This window comes from Haloplanus aerogenes, assembly GCF_003856835.1.
GTDB classification, from domain to species: domain Archaea; phylum Halobacteriota; class Halobacteria; order Halobacteriales; family Haloferacaceae; genus Haloplanus; species Haloplanus aerogenes.
The window spans coordinates 3283580-3298801 of the sequence record NZ_CP034145.1 but is presented as its reverse complement, the minus strand read 5'-3'; the positions used below and the strand labels follow the sequence as shown (position 1 = coordinate 3298801).

Genomic DNA, 15222 nt, shown 5'->3' with positions numbered 1-15222 from the left:
TGAATGGTCCTCTCATGTCGACACGCGACACGCTCGAAACCGAGATCCTCGGACGGCCGGTCACCTTCGAGTATTCGGAGCACTGGGTCGGGTACTCCCTGTTTCTCCTCCGGCTCGTCATGGGTTGGACACTGTTCCAGGGTGGGATCACGAAAGTCCTCACCTACCTCGACGCCAACCCCGACAACGACTGGACGGCGGCAGGTTACCTGATGAACGTCCCCGATGGGAACCCGCTGATCGGCTTCTGGTCGAGCATGGCCGGGAACCCGCTCATCGACGCGCTGAACATGTGGGGGCTGACCTTGACCGGACTGGCGCTCATCGTCGGTGCGTTCGTCCGCTGGAGCGCGTTCTGGGGCGCGATCATGATGCTGTTTTACTGGCTGGCGTCGCTGACTGGCGGTCCCTTGGCCGGTCTGCCCGTCGCCCACGGCTGGGTCGTCGACGACCACCTCGTCTACGCGGTCCTCCTGTTCGGGCTGGGAGCGTTCGGCGCCGGCCGCATCCTCGGCGTCGACGCCTACCTCGAAGGGACGAGCGTCGTGCAGAACAACCGCTGGCTGCGGTACTTCCTCGGCTGAACGGTAAGGGTAAGGGCTAACCCCGACGGCGCCGTCCACTCACCCATGTCCGACGCACTCCACGAGGCCGCCGAGACGGCGGTCCATCAGTGCATGGCGCTCGACGCCGACGAGTCCTGTGTGGTCGTCACCGACGACGAGCGCCTCCCCATCGGCGAGGCGCTCTACGACGTGGCGAGTTCGGTGACCGACGACGCCGTCCTCCTGCGCTACCCGCCCGGCGAGCAACACGGCACCGAACCCCCCGCACCGGTCGCGGCGGCGATGGCCGACGCCGACGTAGTGCTCGCGCCGACGACGAAGAGTTTGAGCCACACGCGCGCCCGAAAGCGCGCGTGCGACGCCGGCGCCCGAGCCGCGACCCTCCCCGGCATCACCGAGGACGTGATGATCGCTGGCCTCGACGCCGACTACGAGGCCATCGCTCGCCACTGCCGCGAGGTGCTCGCACAGGTCGACGACGCCGACGAAATTCGCGTGACGACGCCCTCGGGCACCGACCTCACGGTCGAACCCGGCGACCGCGAGTGGCTGACCGACACGGGGATGGTCCACGACCCCGGTGACTTCTCCAACCTCCCTGCCGGCGAGGTGTTCGTCAGCCCCGAGACGGCCAACGGCACGTACGTCGTCGACGGGACGATGATGCCCCACGGCCTCCTCGACGACCCGCTCCGGTTCGAGGTGGAAGACGGGTACGTCACCCACATCTCCGACGACGCCGTTCGCGAACAGGTCGACGCCGGGCGAGAGGAGGTGGGCGACGCCGCCGCCAACCTCGCGGAACTCGGCATCGGGACGAACGTCGGCGTGACGGAACTGGTCGGCTCCGTGTTGCTGGACGAGAAGGCGGCCGGAACGGTCCACGTCGCCATCGGCGACGACGCGAGCATCGGCGGCGACACCGAAGCACCCCTCCACCTCGACGGGATCATTCGGGAGCCGACGGTGTACGCGGACGGGGAGACGGTACGTCTCCCGGAAACCGAGCGGTGAAACCGCGAGGTGGGGAGGTCGTAGACCTCCCGGAAGTCGAACGGTCGTAGCCCCTCTCCCGTTCATCCGTCGGCGGACTGCTCCTCCTCCCACGCCTCGTACGTCGTCTCGTTCAGCACCGCGACCTGTCCGTGCATCCGGGCGTGGCCGTCGCCACAGAGTTCGGCACAGTAGAGTCGGTACTCGCCCGTCTCGGTCGCTCGCGTCCGGGCAACCGTCTCGGAGCCGGGAATGATGTCCTGTTTGATCCCGAGCGCCGGGACGTAGATGGAGTGGATCACGTCCCGCGAGGAGAGGACGAGTCGTACGTCGCGGTCGGCCGGGATGGTCAGGCGGTCCTCCGTGGTCACGTTCGACTCGGGGTAGTGGAACGCCCAGCCCCACTGGTAGGCGTCCACCTCGATCACCATGTCGTCGATAGCGTCCCCGGCCGCCTCCGCGTCGGCCGCCGCCGGCGTGAGATAGGGGTTCGCCATCGTGACGTACGCCGAGACGCCGACGAACAGGAGGATGACGGCCGTCGCGGCGGTCCACGTAATCTCCAGCGCGGGGTCGTCGACGGTCGGACTCGGATCGTCGTTGTCGCGGAACCGGTAGATGGCGTAGACGAGCGTCACCTCGACGAACAGCGCCAGCGGCAGCGCGACGTACAGTAGTTGGGTGTTCAACTCGTCGATGGCTGCCCGGTTGACCGACTGCGCGGCGGCTGGCGTCGCGAGCAGTGTCGCGGCGAGTGCGACCCCTCCGGCCCCGGCGAGCCACCGCGTGCGTTTCACAGGCGCGATATCACGGTGGACGAGACATATAGCTTGTGACGGTCTCCCACACTCCCGCTGCTCGTCGCCAGTGACGAGCACCCCCGCGTGTGAACTGTTCTCGTGGTGTGGATTTATGTCGCTGGCACTATCCGTTGCTACTGATGGCCTTGGTACCGACTGGCACGACCGCGGCGGCCCGCTCAGCATCTCGCGGATGAATCGGGCACTGGTCGAGGCAAGCGCGCTCGGCCTGCTCGCCGTCTCCTGTCTCCTGCTATGGGTCCGGCTACGTCGCGCCGCCGGCCCCCAGAGCGACGGCGGCTATCCGACCCGCGAGCGCCTCCGGTTCGAGTTGGACCACCTCCGGCGACAACTCGCGCGCTGGCTGACGACGACCGACCACCGGGAGGTCGGCATCCTCTACATCGTCTTCGGCACCGTCGCGGGGCTGTGGGGCGGCGTCGACGCGATGATGCTCCGGACGGAACTGCTGACGCCCCCCACCGACATCTGGTCGCCCGAGACGTACAACGCGCTCTTTACCACCCACGGGATCACGATGCTGATCTTCTTCGTCCTGCCCGTCTTCTACGGCGTCGGGAACTACTTCCTTCCGCTCCTCCTCGGCGCGGACGACATGGCGTTCCCGCGGGTGAACGCCCTCGGCTTCTGGCTCCTACCGCCGGCGCTCCTGCTCGCTCGTGCCGGCCTGTTCGTCCAGGTCGGCGGCCAACTCCTCAGCCCCGTGTTTCCACAGGAGACGATTCGCTTCTTCCTGACGCTCCGCGAGGTGAGCGTCGGGTGGACGCTCTATGCGCCCCTATCCGTCCAGTCGGTGAATCCACAGATCGACCTCCTCTTGATCGGGCTCCACCTCTCCGGCGTCGCCACGACTCTCGGGGCGATCAACTTCATCGTCACCATCGTCTACGAACGGGCGGAGGACGTGACGTGGGCGAATCTCGACATCTTCTCGTGGAACATGCTCGTGACCAGCGGGCTGGTGCTCTTTGCCTTTCCCCTCCTCGGAAGCGCCATCCTGATGCTCCTGCTGGACCGGAACTTCGGGACGACGTTCTTCGCCGTCGAGGGTGGGGGACCGATCCTGTGGCAACACCTGTTCTGGTTCTGGGGCCACCCCGAAGTCTACATCCTCTTTCTCCCGGCGACGGGACTGTTGAGTACGATCCTCCCGAAGTTCGTCGGCAGACGGCTGTTCGGCTACAAGTTCATCGTCTACTCGACGCTCGGCCTCGGCATCCTCTCCTTCGCCGTCTGGGCCCACCACATGTTCACGACGGGGATAGACCCCGGCATCCGGGCGTCCTTCATGGCCAACTCCATCGTCATCGCCATTCCCAGCGCGATCAAGGTGTTCAACTGGCTGACGACGATGTGGGACGGCGACATTCGGACGACAGCCCCCCTGATCCTCGCGGCCGGGAGCATCGGGACGTTCATCGTCGGCGGCGTGACCGGCGTCTTTCTGGCCGTCATCCCCGTCGATATCCTCTATCACGGTACCTACTACGTCGTCGGCCACTTCCACCTCATCGTCGTCGGCATCATCCCCTTCATGATGATCGCCGCGAGCTACTACTGGTACCCCCTGCTGACGGGGCGGTGGTACGACCGCCGGTTGGCGCAGTTCCAGTCCGTCCTCCTGATCTTCGGCTCGACGGTGACGTTCACCACGCTGCTGATCATCGGTGGCCTCGGCCTGCCGCGCCGGCAGGCGGTCTACCCGCCGGAGTACCAGTTCGCCAGCCAGATTGCGACCGTCGGCGCCTACGTCATCGGGCTGGCGGCGCTCCTGTGGCTCTACAACATGGTGGCGTCGTACTGGCAGGGCGACCCCGTGCGGACGACGGACCCGTGGAATCTCAAGGCGACCGGGCAGTTCACGCGCGAGTGGCAGTGGTTCGAGGGCCGCATGGTCGAGAAGTACGACGTGACGCCCGCGGAACCGGAGACGGTTCGGCCCGCCTACGACCCCGAGGGCGAACCTTCCGGCCTGCTGGGTGGCGTCGGCACCGTCGCCCAGACCGTCTCGCGCAACGCGTGGATGGCGGCCGTCGGCGGCTTCGTCGGCACCGTCCTGATGAGCGGTGGGCTGGGCACCGCCATCCTGATCGGCGTCCTCGATCCGGCGTCGTTCGGTGAAATCGCCGAACTCGTCGGCTTGCCGGCCAGTCCGCTCCTCGGGACGCTCTTGTTCCTGATCGGCGGGACGGTCACCTGGCCGCTCGTCTTCCTCGCCTTTCAGGAGTACCTGCCCGGTCGACTGCTGTTCGAGACGGGGCTGGTGTTCGCCACGCTCATCTCGACCGGGTTCGTCGTCGCCTTCTACACCGGGCAGGCCGGTCTGGCGCTGATCGGCTACGTCGGGTTCGTCGTCGTCGCGCACTGGGCCTACGGCCTCGGCCTGAGCGTGACGTTCCAGTATCTCCGCCGTCGGCAGCGTGCGAAACGGGGACGGGGTGGTGGCTGATGGCTGCGGAGGCCGACGACGAGGCCGACTCCGAGTCGGCGCTGTTCACCTACGGCGTCCCCTTCGTCGGCGTGTTGCTCGTCGCCGTCGGCATCGCGGCGGCGGTCCCCGGCGCCTACGCCCTCATTCAGGAGGATCTCACTCCCTGTGGCGCGCCGAGCATCGCCGTCGAATCTCCCGAAGAGACGGACCGTCGATTCGGTGACGCACCGCCGCCGACGGTCGACCGCCTCGACTTCGCGGCGCTCGCGCCCGCCGAGCAGGCGGCGTTCGAGGCGGCGCTCGACGATCCGATCGGCGAGGCACACGTCGAGGGGGCGTTCCCGAACGCCGAGACGTTCCGCGACGGGACGCTCGTCACCTACGAGGGCGAACACTACTACGCGACGGTCGTCGCGGAGAACCCCTGTTTCCAGGCCGCACCGCTCCAGTTCCCGCTCGGCGTGTTCGCCATCGCGCTCGGCATCGTCGGCATCCTGACGCCGCCGGCCTACCGACGACTCGTCGCGCTCGAAACGGGGCTGGAGTAACTCGTCGGGGCCGTCACCCGACGACTGCGCCGACGTACAGCACCACGACGAGGAGGACCCAGACCACGTCCACGAAGTGCCAGTACAGCGAGACGGTTCGGATCGACGTGTCGCGGTCAGGGCCGTACTGGCCGCGGAGCGCCCGAGCGAGGGTGATCCCGAGGAGGACGACGCCGAGGGTGACGTGGAGGCCGTGGAGTCCCGTCAGTCCGTAGAAGGCGGTGGCGAACACTCCGCCGGCCAGCGTGAAGTTCTCGTGGACGACGAACTCGTAGTATTCGAGCGCCTGCCCGCCGAGGAAGACGACGCCGAGCAGGGTCGTCACGCCGAGGCCGGCGAGGAAGCCGCGCCGATTGCCGTCTTCGAGCGCGCCGTGTCCGTAGTGGAGCGTCAGGCTGGACGCCACCAGAATGAGGGTGTTGACGACGACGAGTGAGCCGAGGAGCGGCGGGAGGTCGGTCGGTGGCCACGTCCCGACGCGGATGAAGGCGTAGTAGACGAAGCCGGCGAGGAAGGTCGCCACGTCCGAGACGAGAAAGAGCACCATCCCGCCGGTGTAGATGTCCTCCCGCCCCTCGCGTTCGGTCCAGTAGTCCGCGAGGAACGCCTCGGCCATCCACCCGGCGAGGCCGCCGACGAATCCCAGCGCGCCGACGGCGACGAGGATCGCCGGGAGGACGACAGGGACGAGATCGAGGCCGACGAGTGCGAGTCCGGCGCCGACGTACAGCGCCGCCGCGCCGACGGCGGTGACGAGCGGCCACCTGCTCGTGTGCTCGCCCTCGGCGTGGTCGCCCCCGTGCTCTACCGCTGTCACACGTTCACACACGGGCGGGTGGCGTATAAACGGTGGGCCCGGTGGACGGCTACTCGTCGTCCTCGTCGAGGAAGCCGTGGTACGGACAGACGTACTCGTCCCGGATGATCTGTTCGTCGACGATGTCGAGGCCGAGTTCGTCGAGTTCGCTCGCGATCCGGTTGAGGTCGTCGTGTGTCTGCCCGATGGCGTTCACGTACACGTTCCGCTTGCCGGTCATGATTTCGCGGACCGCGGTGACGCCGTGTATCTCCCGCGCCCGGTTCGCGAGCGTCCCCCGTTTCGGGACCGGGGCCGTGCAGATGATCTTGGTGTACAGCGGGTAGCCCGCCCGGTCGTAGTCGATGTCGATATGATAGCCCCGGATGATCCCACTCTCTTCGAGTTTGTTGATTCGCGTTCGGACGGCGCTCGACGACAGGTCGAGTTTCTCCGCGATGTCGCTGGACGACGTCCGTCGCGCGTCTTGCTGGAGATAGTAGAGGATCGACCGATCGATCGAATCCAGTTCGCCGTCTTTCATCGACCCGACCTTCGTCGCTCGGCGTCTTATGACTGTCCCGGGTCGCCGCACGCCAGCCTGCCGACCCTCGAAGCGCCAATGTGAAGACGGATAGTTTCTAAAAACAGCATTATTTTGACGATCTGTGAATCTAACCGGCTAATTTATGCTGTTCTGTCTCCTACTACGCGATCGAGGAACAACATCGGCTGACATAGATCCATGAGACTGCAATCGATCCTGACCACGAGAGCGGAATCGACGGCGTCGGGGGCGGGTCACGAGTACTTCGTCCTCGGCGGCGGGCACGTCGGCACCTCGGTAGCCCGCCACCTCCGGACGGCGGGACACGCCGTGACCGTCGTCGACGAGGCACACGATCCGGCCGACGAGCCGGGGATCAGGGGTGATCCAACCGACCACCGGACGCTCGACGCGGCGGGCATCACGGACGCCGCGACTGTCGTCGTGGCGATGCCACAGGACGGGTTGAGCCTGCTCGTCGCCCAGCTCGTCCGCACCCGTTTCGGCGTCACCGACGTGCGGATCCTGGTACGGACGCCCGACCGGTGTGATGTCGTTGCCGACGCCGGTCACGAGGCCATCTGTGTGACGACGGTGCTGTCCGACGCCGTCGTGGCCAAACTGGAGACGCTTCGACAGCCCGCATGAAGGAGCTGCAACGCGACCTCGGCCTGCCCTCCGTCCTCGCTATCAGTATCGGCGCCATGATCGGGAGTGGCATCTTCATCCTGCCGGCGCTCGCTCTCGAAATCGCGGGTCCTGCCGTCGTTCTCGCGTATCTCGTCGCCGGACTGCTCGTGATTCCCGCCGCGCTCTCCAAATCCGAACTGGCGACCGCCATGCCCGAGGCCGGCGGCACCTACATCTACATCGAGCGCGGCATGGGACCGCTCCTCGGCACCGTCGCCGGCGTCGGGACGTGGTTCTCCCTCTCGTTCAAAGGCGCACTCGCTCTTGTCGGGGGTGTCCCGTACCTGCTCTTGCTGTTCGACCTGCCGCTCAAGCCGGTGGCGCTCACGCTCGCGGCGGTTCTCGTCCTCGTGAACCTCGTGGGCGCGAAACAGACGGGGCGACTCCAACTCGCTATCGTCGTCGTCATGCTGCTCGCGCTGGGCTGGTTCGCCGCCGGGAGCGCGCCACAGGTCCAGTCCGGCAACTACGCCGGCTTCTTCGACGCGGGCATCGGCGGCCTCCTCGCCGCCACGGGACTGGTGTTCGTCTCCTACGCCGGCGTCACCAAGGTGGCGAGCGTCGCGGAGGAAATCGAGAACCCGGGCCGGAACATCCCGCTCGGCATCCTCGGGTCGCTCGCGTTCACGACCGTCCTGTACGTGGCCGTCGTCGCCGTGCTCGTCGGCATCACCGAGCCGGGCAGCGTCGCCGGCTCGTTGACGCCGGTCGCCGTCGCTGCCGAGACGACGGTCGGGCGCGTCGGCGTCATCGTCGTCATCCTCGCGGCCATTCTCGCGCTGGTCTCGACCGCCAACGCGGGCATCCTCTCCTCGTCGCGCTACCCCTTCGCGATGAGTCGGGACCGGCTGGTACCGCCGTCGCTCTCGGCCATCAGTAACCGCTTCGGGACGCCCACGACCGCGATTACGCTCACCGGCGCCGTGTTGCTAGCGCTCATCGCGTTCGTTCCGATTCTCGACATCGCGAAACTGGCCAGCGCCTTCCAGATCATGGTGTTCGTCCTGATCAACGTCGCGCTCGTCGCCTTCCGCCAGGGGGACACGGACTACGATCCCGCGTTCACGGCGCCGCTATACCCGTGGGTGCAGGCGTTCGGTGTCGTCTCCGGTCTCGTCCTGCTCTTCCAGATGGGTCCCGTCGCCCTCGGCGGAGCCGTCGCCATCACCGCCGGGAGCGTCGTCTGGTACTTCCTCTACGTCCGGCCGCGGGTGCGCCGGAGCGGCGTCGCGACGGAGGCCATTCGACGACAGGTGGGTCGGAACGCACTCACGGACGTCGAGTCGGCGGCGGCGGACGACACGCACGCGGTCCTCGTCGCGCTGACGAAGGCCGTCGGCCCCGAGCGCGAACGCTCGCTCGTCTCCTTGGCAGCCGACCTCGTCCGTCCCGACGACGGCCGCGTGATCGTCACCCGATTCGAGGAGATTCCGGATCAGGCGCCACTGACCGAGCGGGCGACCGTCCAGTCCGCGGCGGATCGCTCCTTCGAGTCGCGGATGGCGACGCTCGCGGCAGCCGTCGACGTGCCCATCGAGGCGGACGAAGTCGTCAGTCACGACACGAAACACGCTATCGTCAACGTCGCCGCCGACCGCGGTGTCGACGCCATCGTCGCCGAACACGAACCGCTCCGTCTCCGGTCACGACTGCTCGGTGACCCGGTCGACTGGGTGGTTCGCCACGCCCCGTGTGACGTACTCCTCGTCGACAACGTCGGCTACGACCGCCCCACGACCGTCGCCCTCGCCGGCGACGGCCGTCCGTACCCGTCGCGTGCGGTGACGCTCGCGGAGACCATCGCGGCCGCGAACGACGGCACCCTCTCGCTCCGGTCACCCGACGACGCGGCGGCCGACTACCGGGCCGAACTGTCCGCGATGCTCGCCGTCCCCGCGCGCGTCGCGTCGGTTCGCACCGACGGCGGCCGGCCGCCGACGCCGGACGTACTCGTCCGCCCCGGCGACGACCATCGCCTCCGGGCCCCCCTCGTCGACAGGCGGCCGGTCGTTCCAAGCCCAGGCTGTACGACCGTCACCGTCTACCCGGCGGTGGCGCGTCGTCCCTCGCTCGCCCGCCGACTGCTCGAACGCCTCGTCTTCTAATCCGCGGAAGGGCGGATTTTTACCGCCTGACCGGCTACGACCCCGCATGACTCATCCCGGACCCGACGCGGGCGACCGCGTCGCACTCGCCTGTCCCTCCTGTGCCCCGAGCGCGACGACGGTACACGAGGTGCTGAAACCCGGCGGCCACGTCACCGTCCGCTGTACGGAGTGTGGCCACGTCCACAAGGAGCGCTACGACCCGCCCGAGGAGACCGACGTCGACGTCGTCGTCTCGCAGGGTGGCGAATCGCTGACGACGACGGTCGACGCGCCGCCGTCCGAGACGGTCGCGGTCGGCGAAGAGTTCGTCGTCGACACGCCCGAGGCGATCATGCAGGTGCGGATCACGGCCATCGAACTCGACGGCGATCAGCGCGTCGAGGAAGCGACCATCGAGGACATCGAGACGCTCTGGACCCGCGCCGTGGACAACGTCCGCGTCAACGTGACCATCCACCCGAACGACGGTCGACGGGACGAATCGCGGAGCGTCTCCGTGTCGGTACCCGGCGATCACGAGTTCACCGTCGGCGAGACGGCCGAGTTCGCGGACGAGGAGTTCGAGATCACCGGCATCCAGGTTCGCGGCGACGCCCCCGAGTACCGCTTCGAGAAACTCGACCACGACGGCGACGTGGTGTTCGCCAAGGACGTCAAGCGGGTGTACGGCCGCGACGTGACCTCGACCGCGTGGTCGGCGTGGTAGTATGGACTTCGCTCGCGCGCGCCGCGACCTCGTCGACCGCCTGATCGAGAGCGGGCACGTCGAGCGTCCGGCTACCGAACGGGCGATGCGTACCGTTCCACGCCACGAGTTCGTCCCCGCCGAGCGCCGCGAGGCGGCCTACCGCGACCGACCCCTCCCCATCGGCGAGGGACAGACAATCAGCGCGCCGCACATGGTGGCGACGATGACCGATCTCCTCGCGCCCGACGAGGGCGACCGCATCCTCGAAATCGGTACCGGCTGTGGCTACCACGCCGCCGTGACGAGCGAGGCCGTCGGTTCGGGCACCGTCTACAGCGTCGAGGTCGAACCCGACCTGGCCCGACAGGCGAGCGAGCGACTCGACCGCCTCGGCTACGACGTGCGCGTGCGCGTCGGTGACGGGTTCGCGGGCTGGCCCGCCCACGCGCCGTACGACGGTGCCTACCTCACCTGCGCGCCCCAGTCGGTGCCCGACGCCGTCGTCGAACAGGTGCGGCCGGGGGGTCGAATCGTCGCCCCCGTCGGCCGCGGCCGACAGCGACTCGTCCGGCTGACCCGGCGCGCCGACGGCCGCGTCGACCGGGAGACCCACGGTGCCGTTCGGTTCGTGCCGATGCGGGAGTCGTCGGGGTAAGCCAGCGCAAGCGCACCCTTGATAAGCGCTGGCGCCAAGATCCAGATATGGACCCTGCGGTGTTGCGCGAGGACATGGTCGACGGCCTCGACCACGCCCTCGACGGTCTCGACGAGTCGCTCGGGGTGGCGATGCGGACGGTCCCCCGGCACGTCTTCGTCGAGGACCGCCCCTACGACAACCGTGCTGGCGACCACGCCGGCACGGACGTTCTCGCCCCTCGAACCGTCGCGCGCCTGCTCGAAGCCCTCGACACCGGCGACGAGGACGACGTACTCGTCGTCGGCGTCGGAGTCGGCTACACGGCCGCGCTCCTCGCCGAACTCGTCGGCGAGCGGCGCGTCCACGCGGTCGACATCGCCCGCCGGCTCGTCCTCGACGCGCGTCGGAATCTCCGACAGGCGGGCTACGAGGGCGTCCTCGTCGACCGTCGCGACGGCGCGAACGGGCTACCGGAGTACGCCCCCTTCGACCGCATCCTCGTCGAGGCGGCGGCGGTGCGCCCGCCGCGCGCGCTGCTCGACCAGCTCGCCCCCGACGGCCGCCTCGTGATGCCGATGGGGACGCCCGACCAGACGCTCGTGGCGGTCGAAGCCGACGACTCTCCGGAGGGGTACGCGGTCGTCGAGGAGTTCGGCTCGACGACGCTCGCACCCCTCCTCGTCGCCGGCGAGGAGGCCGGCGGCGTCACCCGCAACCGCACCGAACGCGAGGACCGCGAGTTCGCCGAACAGGGCTACTTCGCGCCGACCGGGTGGGAGCAGAACTGGATCGACTGGGAGGACCGCCTCGACGGCGGGCGCGGTCACCACCGACGATAGGTCACTCCTCCCCCCTGACCACCAGCACCTTCGTATTTCCGCGTCGGTCGACGTACCCACTTCCGGCCGGCGGTTTCACCTCGATCACCAGCGTTCCCTCGTCCTGATTCGCCCGGAGCGTCGGCGTTACGGAGACGCGAGCCGTGCCGTCTTCGCCGGTCGTCGCCGTCTCGACACTGCCGAGGTCGGCGCTTCCCGCCTTGACGAGCACCGTCGCGTCCGCGACGGCCGAGCCGTCGGCACCGACGACAGTCAGTTCGATCGATCCGCTGCCGGGACCGATCACTTCCGGTTCGGGCCGCACGTCGAGTTCCGTCGTCGAGAGTCCCTGAATGCCGGTCAGCATGTTCATCATCACGCTCAGACTGGCGACGCCGATGACGAGAGCGATGACCAGTCTGATCGGCAGTCCTTCGATGGCGCGGCGGTCGTCTCGGAACGCGTCGAACATGGGCCGGTGTGCTCCCGTTCCCGTACTTGAACCTCCGCCCCGGGATTTATCCCCGAAGCCGCGGCCACGCCGTCCCATGAACGTCCTCGGACGCACGGACCCGGACGGACCGGTCGCCCGCCTCGGCACTTATCGCGCTGCCGACGGGAGCGAGGGGGCGGCGGTCGGGCTGGATCTGGACCGGCCGCACGCGGCACTCGTCGTCGGCAAGCGCGGCTACGGCAAGTCCCACACGCTCGGCGTCCTCGCCGAGGGGGCGGCGCGGGCGTCGGGCGTCGCGCCCGTCGTCGTCGACCCGATGGGTGAGTTCGGCGGCCTCGCCGACGGCTCGATCCCGGCGCGTGTCGTCGAGGCGCCGACGGTGTCGCCGTCGGCCGTGCCGCCGTCGACGTGGCCCGCGCTCTTCGATCTCTCGACGACCGATCCGGCCGGTGCCGTCCTCTGGGAGGCGGCTCGGGAGGCGGAGACGGCGACCCTCGACGCGGTGGCGGCCCGGATCGAGCAGGCTCGCGTCGACGACAGCGTCCGCCGCGCGGCCCGCAACCATCTCCGCCTCGCGGCGTCGTGGGGCGTCTTCGACCCCGACGGCCTCGACGCCGCAGCGTTGCTCTCGGAACCGGCGACCGTCCTCGACTGTTCGCACCTCCCCGACCGGGCGGCATCGGCGCTGGTTCGCGGCGTCGCGTCGGGGCTGTATCGGGCCTGCGTGGAGCGCGATCCAGCCCGGTTGCCGTGGCTCCTGATCGACGAGGCGCACGCGTTCTTCGACGGCGTCGCGGCGCCGGCGCTGGAGACGGTGTTGACGCGCGGGCGGAGTCCGGGCGTCTCGCTGGTCGTAGCCACCCAGCGCCCGGCGTCGCTCCCGTCCGTGGCGATTTCGCAATCGGACCTGCTGGTCGCCCACCGGCTCACGGCCGCCGCCGACATCGCGGCGCTCGCGGAGGCGACGCCGACGTATCTGACGGGGACGCTCCGCGACCGACTCCCGGCAGATCCGGGTGGTGCCGTCGTCGTCGACGACGTGACCGAATCGGTCCACGGCGTGCAGATCCGGCGACGCGAGACGACCCACGGCGGCGACGACCCGCGGGCGAGTGAGCGCGGCGGTCAGCAGTCGTCGAGTTCCGCGCCGCAGTCCGGGCACTCGCCGTCGACCACGGGGACGGGCGCCGCACAGTCGGGACAGTAGTCCAGATAACAGGCTGGGTCGCCCATGGTCACACGTCGGCCCGTACCTGCCTAAGCCTTCGGTCGCCGTTCTTCACTCGGGGTCGGATCGATGCTTTGCTCCCGCCTTATTGTTATTGAGGCAACAGTTTAACTCCACTCGCCGGCTACTACTACCGATGTACGCAGTGGTATCCGCCGCGAAGTCCCCGCGACGGTTCGGCGATTGTGTGGTTCTGGCGGTCGAGTCGACGGTCGACAGTGATGAATCGACCGGTGCCGTGGATCGTTCTCCGACGGCACACGGTCTCGCGAGTGACTGCGAGGGGCGCGCATGAGGGTCGGCATCGTGACGCTCGTTCTCGTGTTGGCGCTGGTCCTCTCTGCGGTGCCGGTTGCCGCGACCGATCGGGTCGTCGTCGGGCGGGCCGACCTCTCGTTGTCGGTGCCGGACAACCGGGTCGCCCCCGGTGAGGCGGTCACCCTCGACGTGTACGTCGTCAACGACGCGACTATCGTCCGCGGGGGGCCACAGGAATTTGTCGACCGCGTCACGACCGCCCGCTCCGCGACGCTCGACATCGGCGAGGTTCGTGGTATCGACGTGGAGACCAGCGCGATTCCGTTCGGCGTCGTCCCCGAGGGTATCCACGGACCGGCCGCTATCGAACTCACCGTCCCCGAGTTCGTCCCGCCGGGAACCTACCAACTGCCGGTCGAACTCACGTACACCTACACCTCGGTGGTGGCCTACGACCGAACCGACCTCGACGCGGAACCGGAGTACGAGGAGCGGACGGTCACCCGCCGCGTGACGATTCCGGTCGTCGTCGAGGAACGGGCGCGATTCCGCGTGGTCGAGATGGGGACCGACGCACAGATTGGCGGATCGGGAACGACGACCGTCTCGGTACAGAACGTCGGGACGGCGCTCGCCCGGGAGGCGAGCGTTCAGCTCATCTCCGGGAACGACGATCTGACGTTCGGCGGCGCGACCACGGCGGAGTCGTTCGTCGGCGAGTGGGCTCCCGGCGAGATCAGGACGGTGACGTTCCCGGCCACGGTCGTCGACGATGCCGAACTCCGGAACTACACCGTCACCGGACGAGTTTCGTACACCGACACCGACGGCTTCGCCCAGTCGTCGAACGAGCTTCGGTCGAGCCTCCGTCCGCTGGCCGAACAGACGTTCTCGCTGTCGGACGTCGAATCGACGCTTCGCGTCGACCACGAGGGGGCTGTCTCCGGGACCGTGACGAACGACGGTCCCCTCCCCGTCGCCGACGCGGTCGTGGTCTTCCGGCCCGCGAGCCCCAACTTCGATGCGAGTGAGACGGAGTTCGCCGTCCCCGACCTCGACCCGGGTGCGTCCGCGGCGTTCGCGTTCGAGGTCGAGGTGTCGAGCGCCGCCGATCCCGGCGCGCGCCAACTCCAGTTCGTCGTCGACTACGAGGACGAGGACGGTGACAACCGGACGAGCGACGCGCTCACCGCCCGGATCGAGGTCGCGCCGGAACGCGACCCGTTCACGGTCGAGGTGGTGGAGTCGAACGTCTCGGCGGGTGGTAGCGGCCGGCTGACGGTGATGGTCACGAACGCCGAGGCGGAGTCGCTCTCGGACGTGTCCGCGAAACTGTTCGTGGACGATCCCATCGCAACGAGCGACGACGAGGCGTTCGTCGACGAACTCGCACCCGGCGAGTCGGCGGAAATCAGTTTCGAGGTGAGCGCGGCTCGGTCCACGTTCCCCAAGGAGTACCCCGTCTCGATGGACTTCGAATACGACCGCGCGGACGGCACGACCGAAATCTCCGATACGTTCCGCCTCCCCGTTACCGTCGAAGAGCGACGCGGCGGCGGGCTCCCCATCTGGATTCTCCTCGGCGTCGGCGCCGCGGTGATCGCCGCCGTCGTCGTCATCCGACGGAGATAGCGTGCCG

At 68.4% G+C, this 15222-nt stretch carries 15 protein-coding genes; 11 read left to right on the top strand and 4 right to left on the bottom strand.

Annotation, left to right across the window (positions count from 1 at the left end; genetic code table 11):
- The first annotated feature begins 14 nt into the window (after positions 1–14).
- Both DU502_RS16890 and DU502_RS16885 read left to right on the top strand, forming a co-directional pair.
- Positions 15–584: a DoxX family protein gene (locus tag DU502_RS16890; RefSeq protein WP_121921821.1), complete on the top strand. Its 570-nt coding sequence runs from the start codon at positions 15–17 to the stop codon at positions 582–584.
- Positions 585–629: 45 nt separating this feature from the next.
- Positions 630–1580, top strand: coding sequence for an aminopeptidase (locus tag DU502_RS16885; RefSeq protein ID WP_121921820.1), 951 nt, complete (start codon positions 630–632; stop codon positions 1578–1580).
- A 62-nt stretch (positions 1581–1642) separates the two neighbouring features.
- Here the strand turns inward: DU502_RS16885 and coxB are convergent, their stop codons facing one another.
- Complete coding sequence (gene coxB, locus DU502_RS16880) at positions 1643–2356, bottom strand: cytochrome c oxidase subunit II (protein ID WP_199722768.1); 714 nt, start codon at positions 2354–2356, stop codon at positions 1643–1645.
- A 196-nt stretch (positions 2357–2552) separates the two neighbouring features.
- Here coxB and DU502_RS16875 point away from each other — a divergent pair, with 196 nt between their 5' ends.
- Positions 2553–4829, top strand: a complete 2277-nt coding sequence (locus DU502_RS16875) for a DUF6789 family protein (protein WP_121921818.1) — start codon at positions 2553–2555, stop codon at positions 4827–4829.
- On the top strand, positions 4829–5359 hold the full coding sequence (locus DU502_RS16870) for a hypothetical protein (RefSeq protein ID WP_121921817.1): 531 nt from the start codon (positions 4829–4831) through the stop codon (positions 5357–5359). The genes DU502_RS16875 and DU502_RS16870 overlap by 1 nt, the downstream gene beginning before the upstream one ends.
- 13 nt (positions 5360–5372) lie before the next feature.
- On the opposite strand, the gene DU502_RS16865 is transcribed toward DU502_RS16870, so the two are convergent.
- Positions 5373–6176, bottom strand: coding sequence for a cytochrome c oxidase subunit 3 (locus DU502_RS16865; protein ID WP_199722766.1), 804 nt, complete (start codon positions 6174–6176; stop codon positions 5373–5375).
- A 49-nt stretch (positions 6177–6225) separates the two neighbouring features.
- Positions 6226–6699: an Lrp/AsnC family transcriptional regulator gene (locus DU502_RS16860; protein ID WP_121921815.1), complete on the bottom strand. Its 474-nt coding sequence runs from the start codon at positions 6697–6699 to the stop codon at positions 6226–6228.
- Between the two features lie 201 nt (positions 6700–6900).
- Here DU502_RS16860 and DU502_RS16855 point away from each other — a divergent pair, with 201 nt between their 5' ends.
- From DU502_RS16855 to DU502_RS16835, 5 genes are read left to right on the top strand one after another with little or no spacing between them, the layout of a single operon-like run.
- A complete protein-coding gene (locus DU502_RS16855) occupies positions 6901–7350 on the top strand; it encodes an NAD(P)-binding protein (RefSeq protein ID WP_121921814.1) in 450 nt (149 codons plus the stop codon).
- The gene (locus tag DU502_RS16850) at positions 7347–9497 is read left to right on the top strand and encodes an amino acid permease (protein ID WP_121921813.1); all 2151 of its coding nucleotides are present in this window, start codon (positions 7347–7349) and stop codon (positions 9495–9497) included. The genes DU502_RS16855 and DU502_RS16850 overlap by 4 nt, the downstream gene beginning before the upstream one ends.
- A 46-nt stretch (positions 9498–9543) precedes the next feature.
- On the top strand, positions 9544–10206 hold the full coding sequence (locus DU502_RS16845; protein WP_121921812.1) for an HVO_0476 family zinc finger protein: 663 nt from the start codon (positions 9544–9546) through the stop codon (positions 10204–10206).
- Between the two features lies 1 nt (position 10207).
- Positions 10208–10843 (top strand): protein-L-isoaspartate(D-aspartate) O-methyltransferase, encoded by a 636-nt coding sequence (locus DU502_RS16840; RefSeq protein WP_121921811.1) that lies wholly within the window; start codon positions 10208–10210, stop codon positions 10841–10843.
- Between the two features lie 47 nt (positions 10844–10890).
- Complete coding sequence (locus DU502_RS16835; RefSeq protein ID WP_121921810.1) at positions 10891–11664, top strand: protein-L-isoaspartate O-methyltransferase family protein; 774 nt, start codon at positions 10891–10893, stop codon at positions 11662–11664.
- A gap of 1 nt (position 11665) precedes the next feature.
- On the opposite strand, the gene DU502_RS16830 is transcribed toward DU502_RS16835, so the two are convergent.
- Positions 11666–12115, bottom strand: a complete 450-nt coding sequence (locus DU502_RS16830) for a DUF7382 domain-containing protein (RefSeq protein ID WP_121921809.1) — start codon at positions 12113–12115, stop codon at positions 11666–11668.
- Positions 12116–12191: 76 nt separating this feature from the next.
- Here DU502_RS16830 and DU502_RS16825 point away from each other — a divergent pair, with 76 nt between their 5' ends.
- Both DU502_RS16825 and DU502_RS16820 read left to right on the top strand, forming a co-directional pair.
- The gene (locus DU502_RS16825) at positions 12192–13304 is read left to right on the top strand and encodes an ATP-binding protein (protein ID WP_121921808.1); all 1113 of its coding nucleotides are present in this window, start codon (positions 12192–12194) and stop codon (positions 13302–13304) included.
- 312 nt (positions 13305–13616) lie between these two features.
- Entirely contained in the window at positions 13617–15215 is a 1599-nt protein-coding gene (locus DU502_RS16820; protein WP_121921807.1) for a COG1361 S-layer family protein, read from the top strand.
- Positions 15216–15222: the final 7 nt, after the last annotated feature.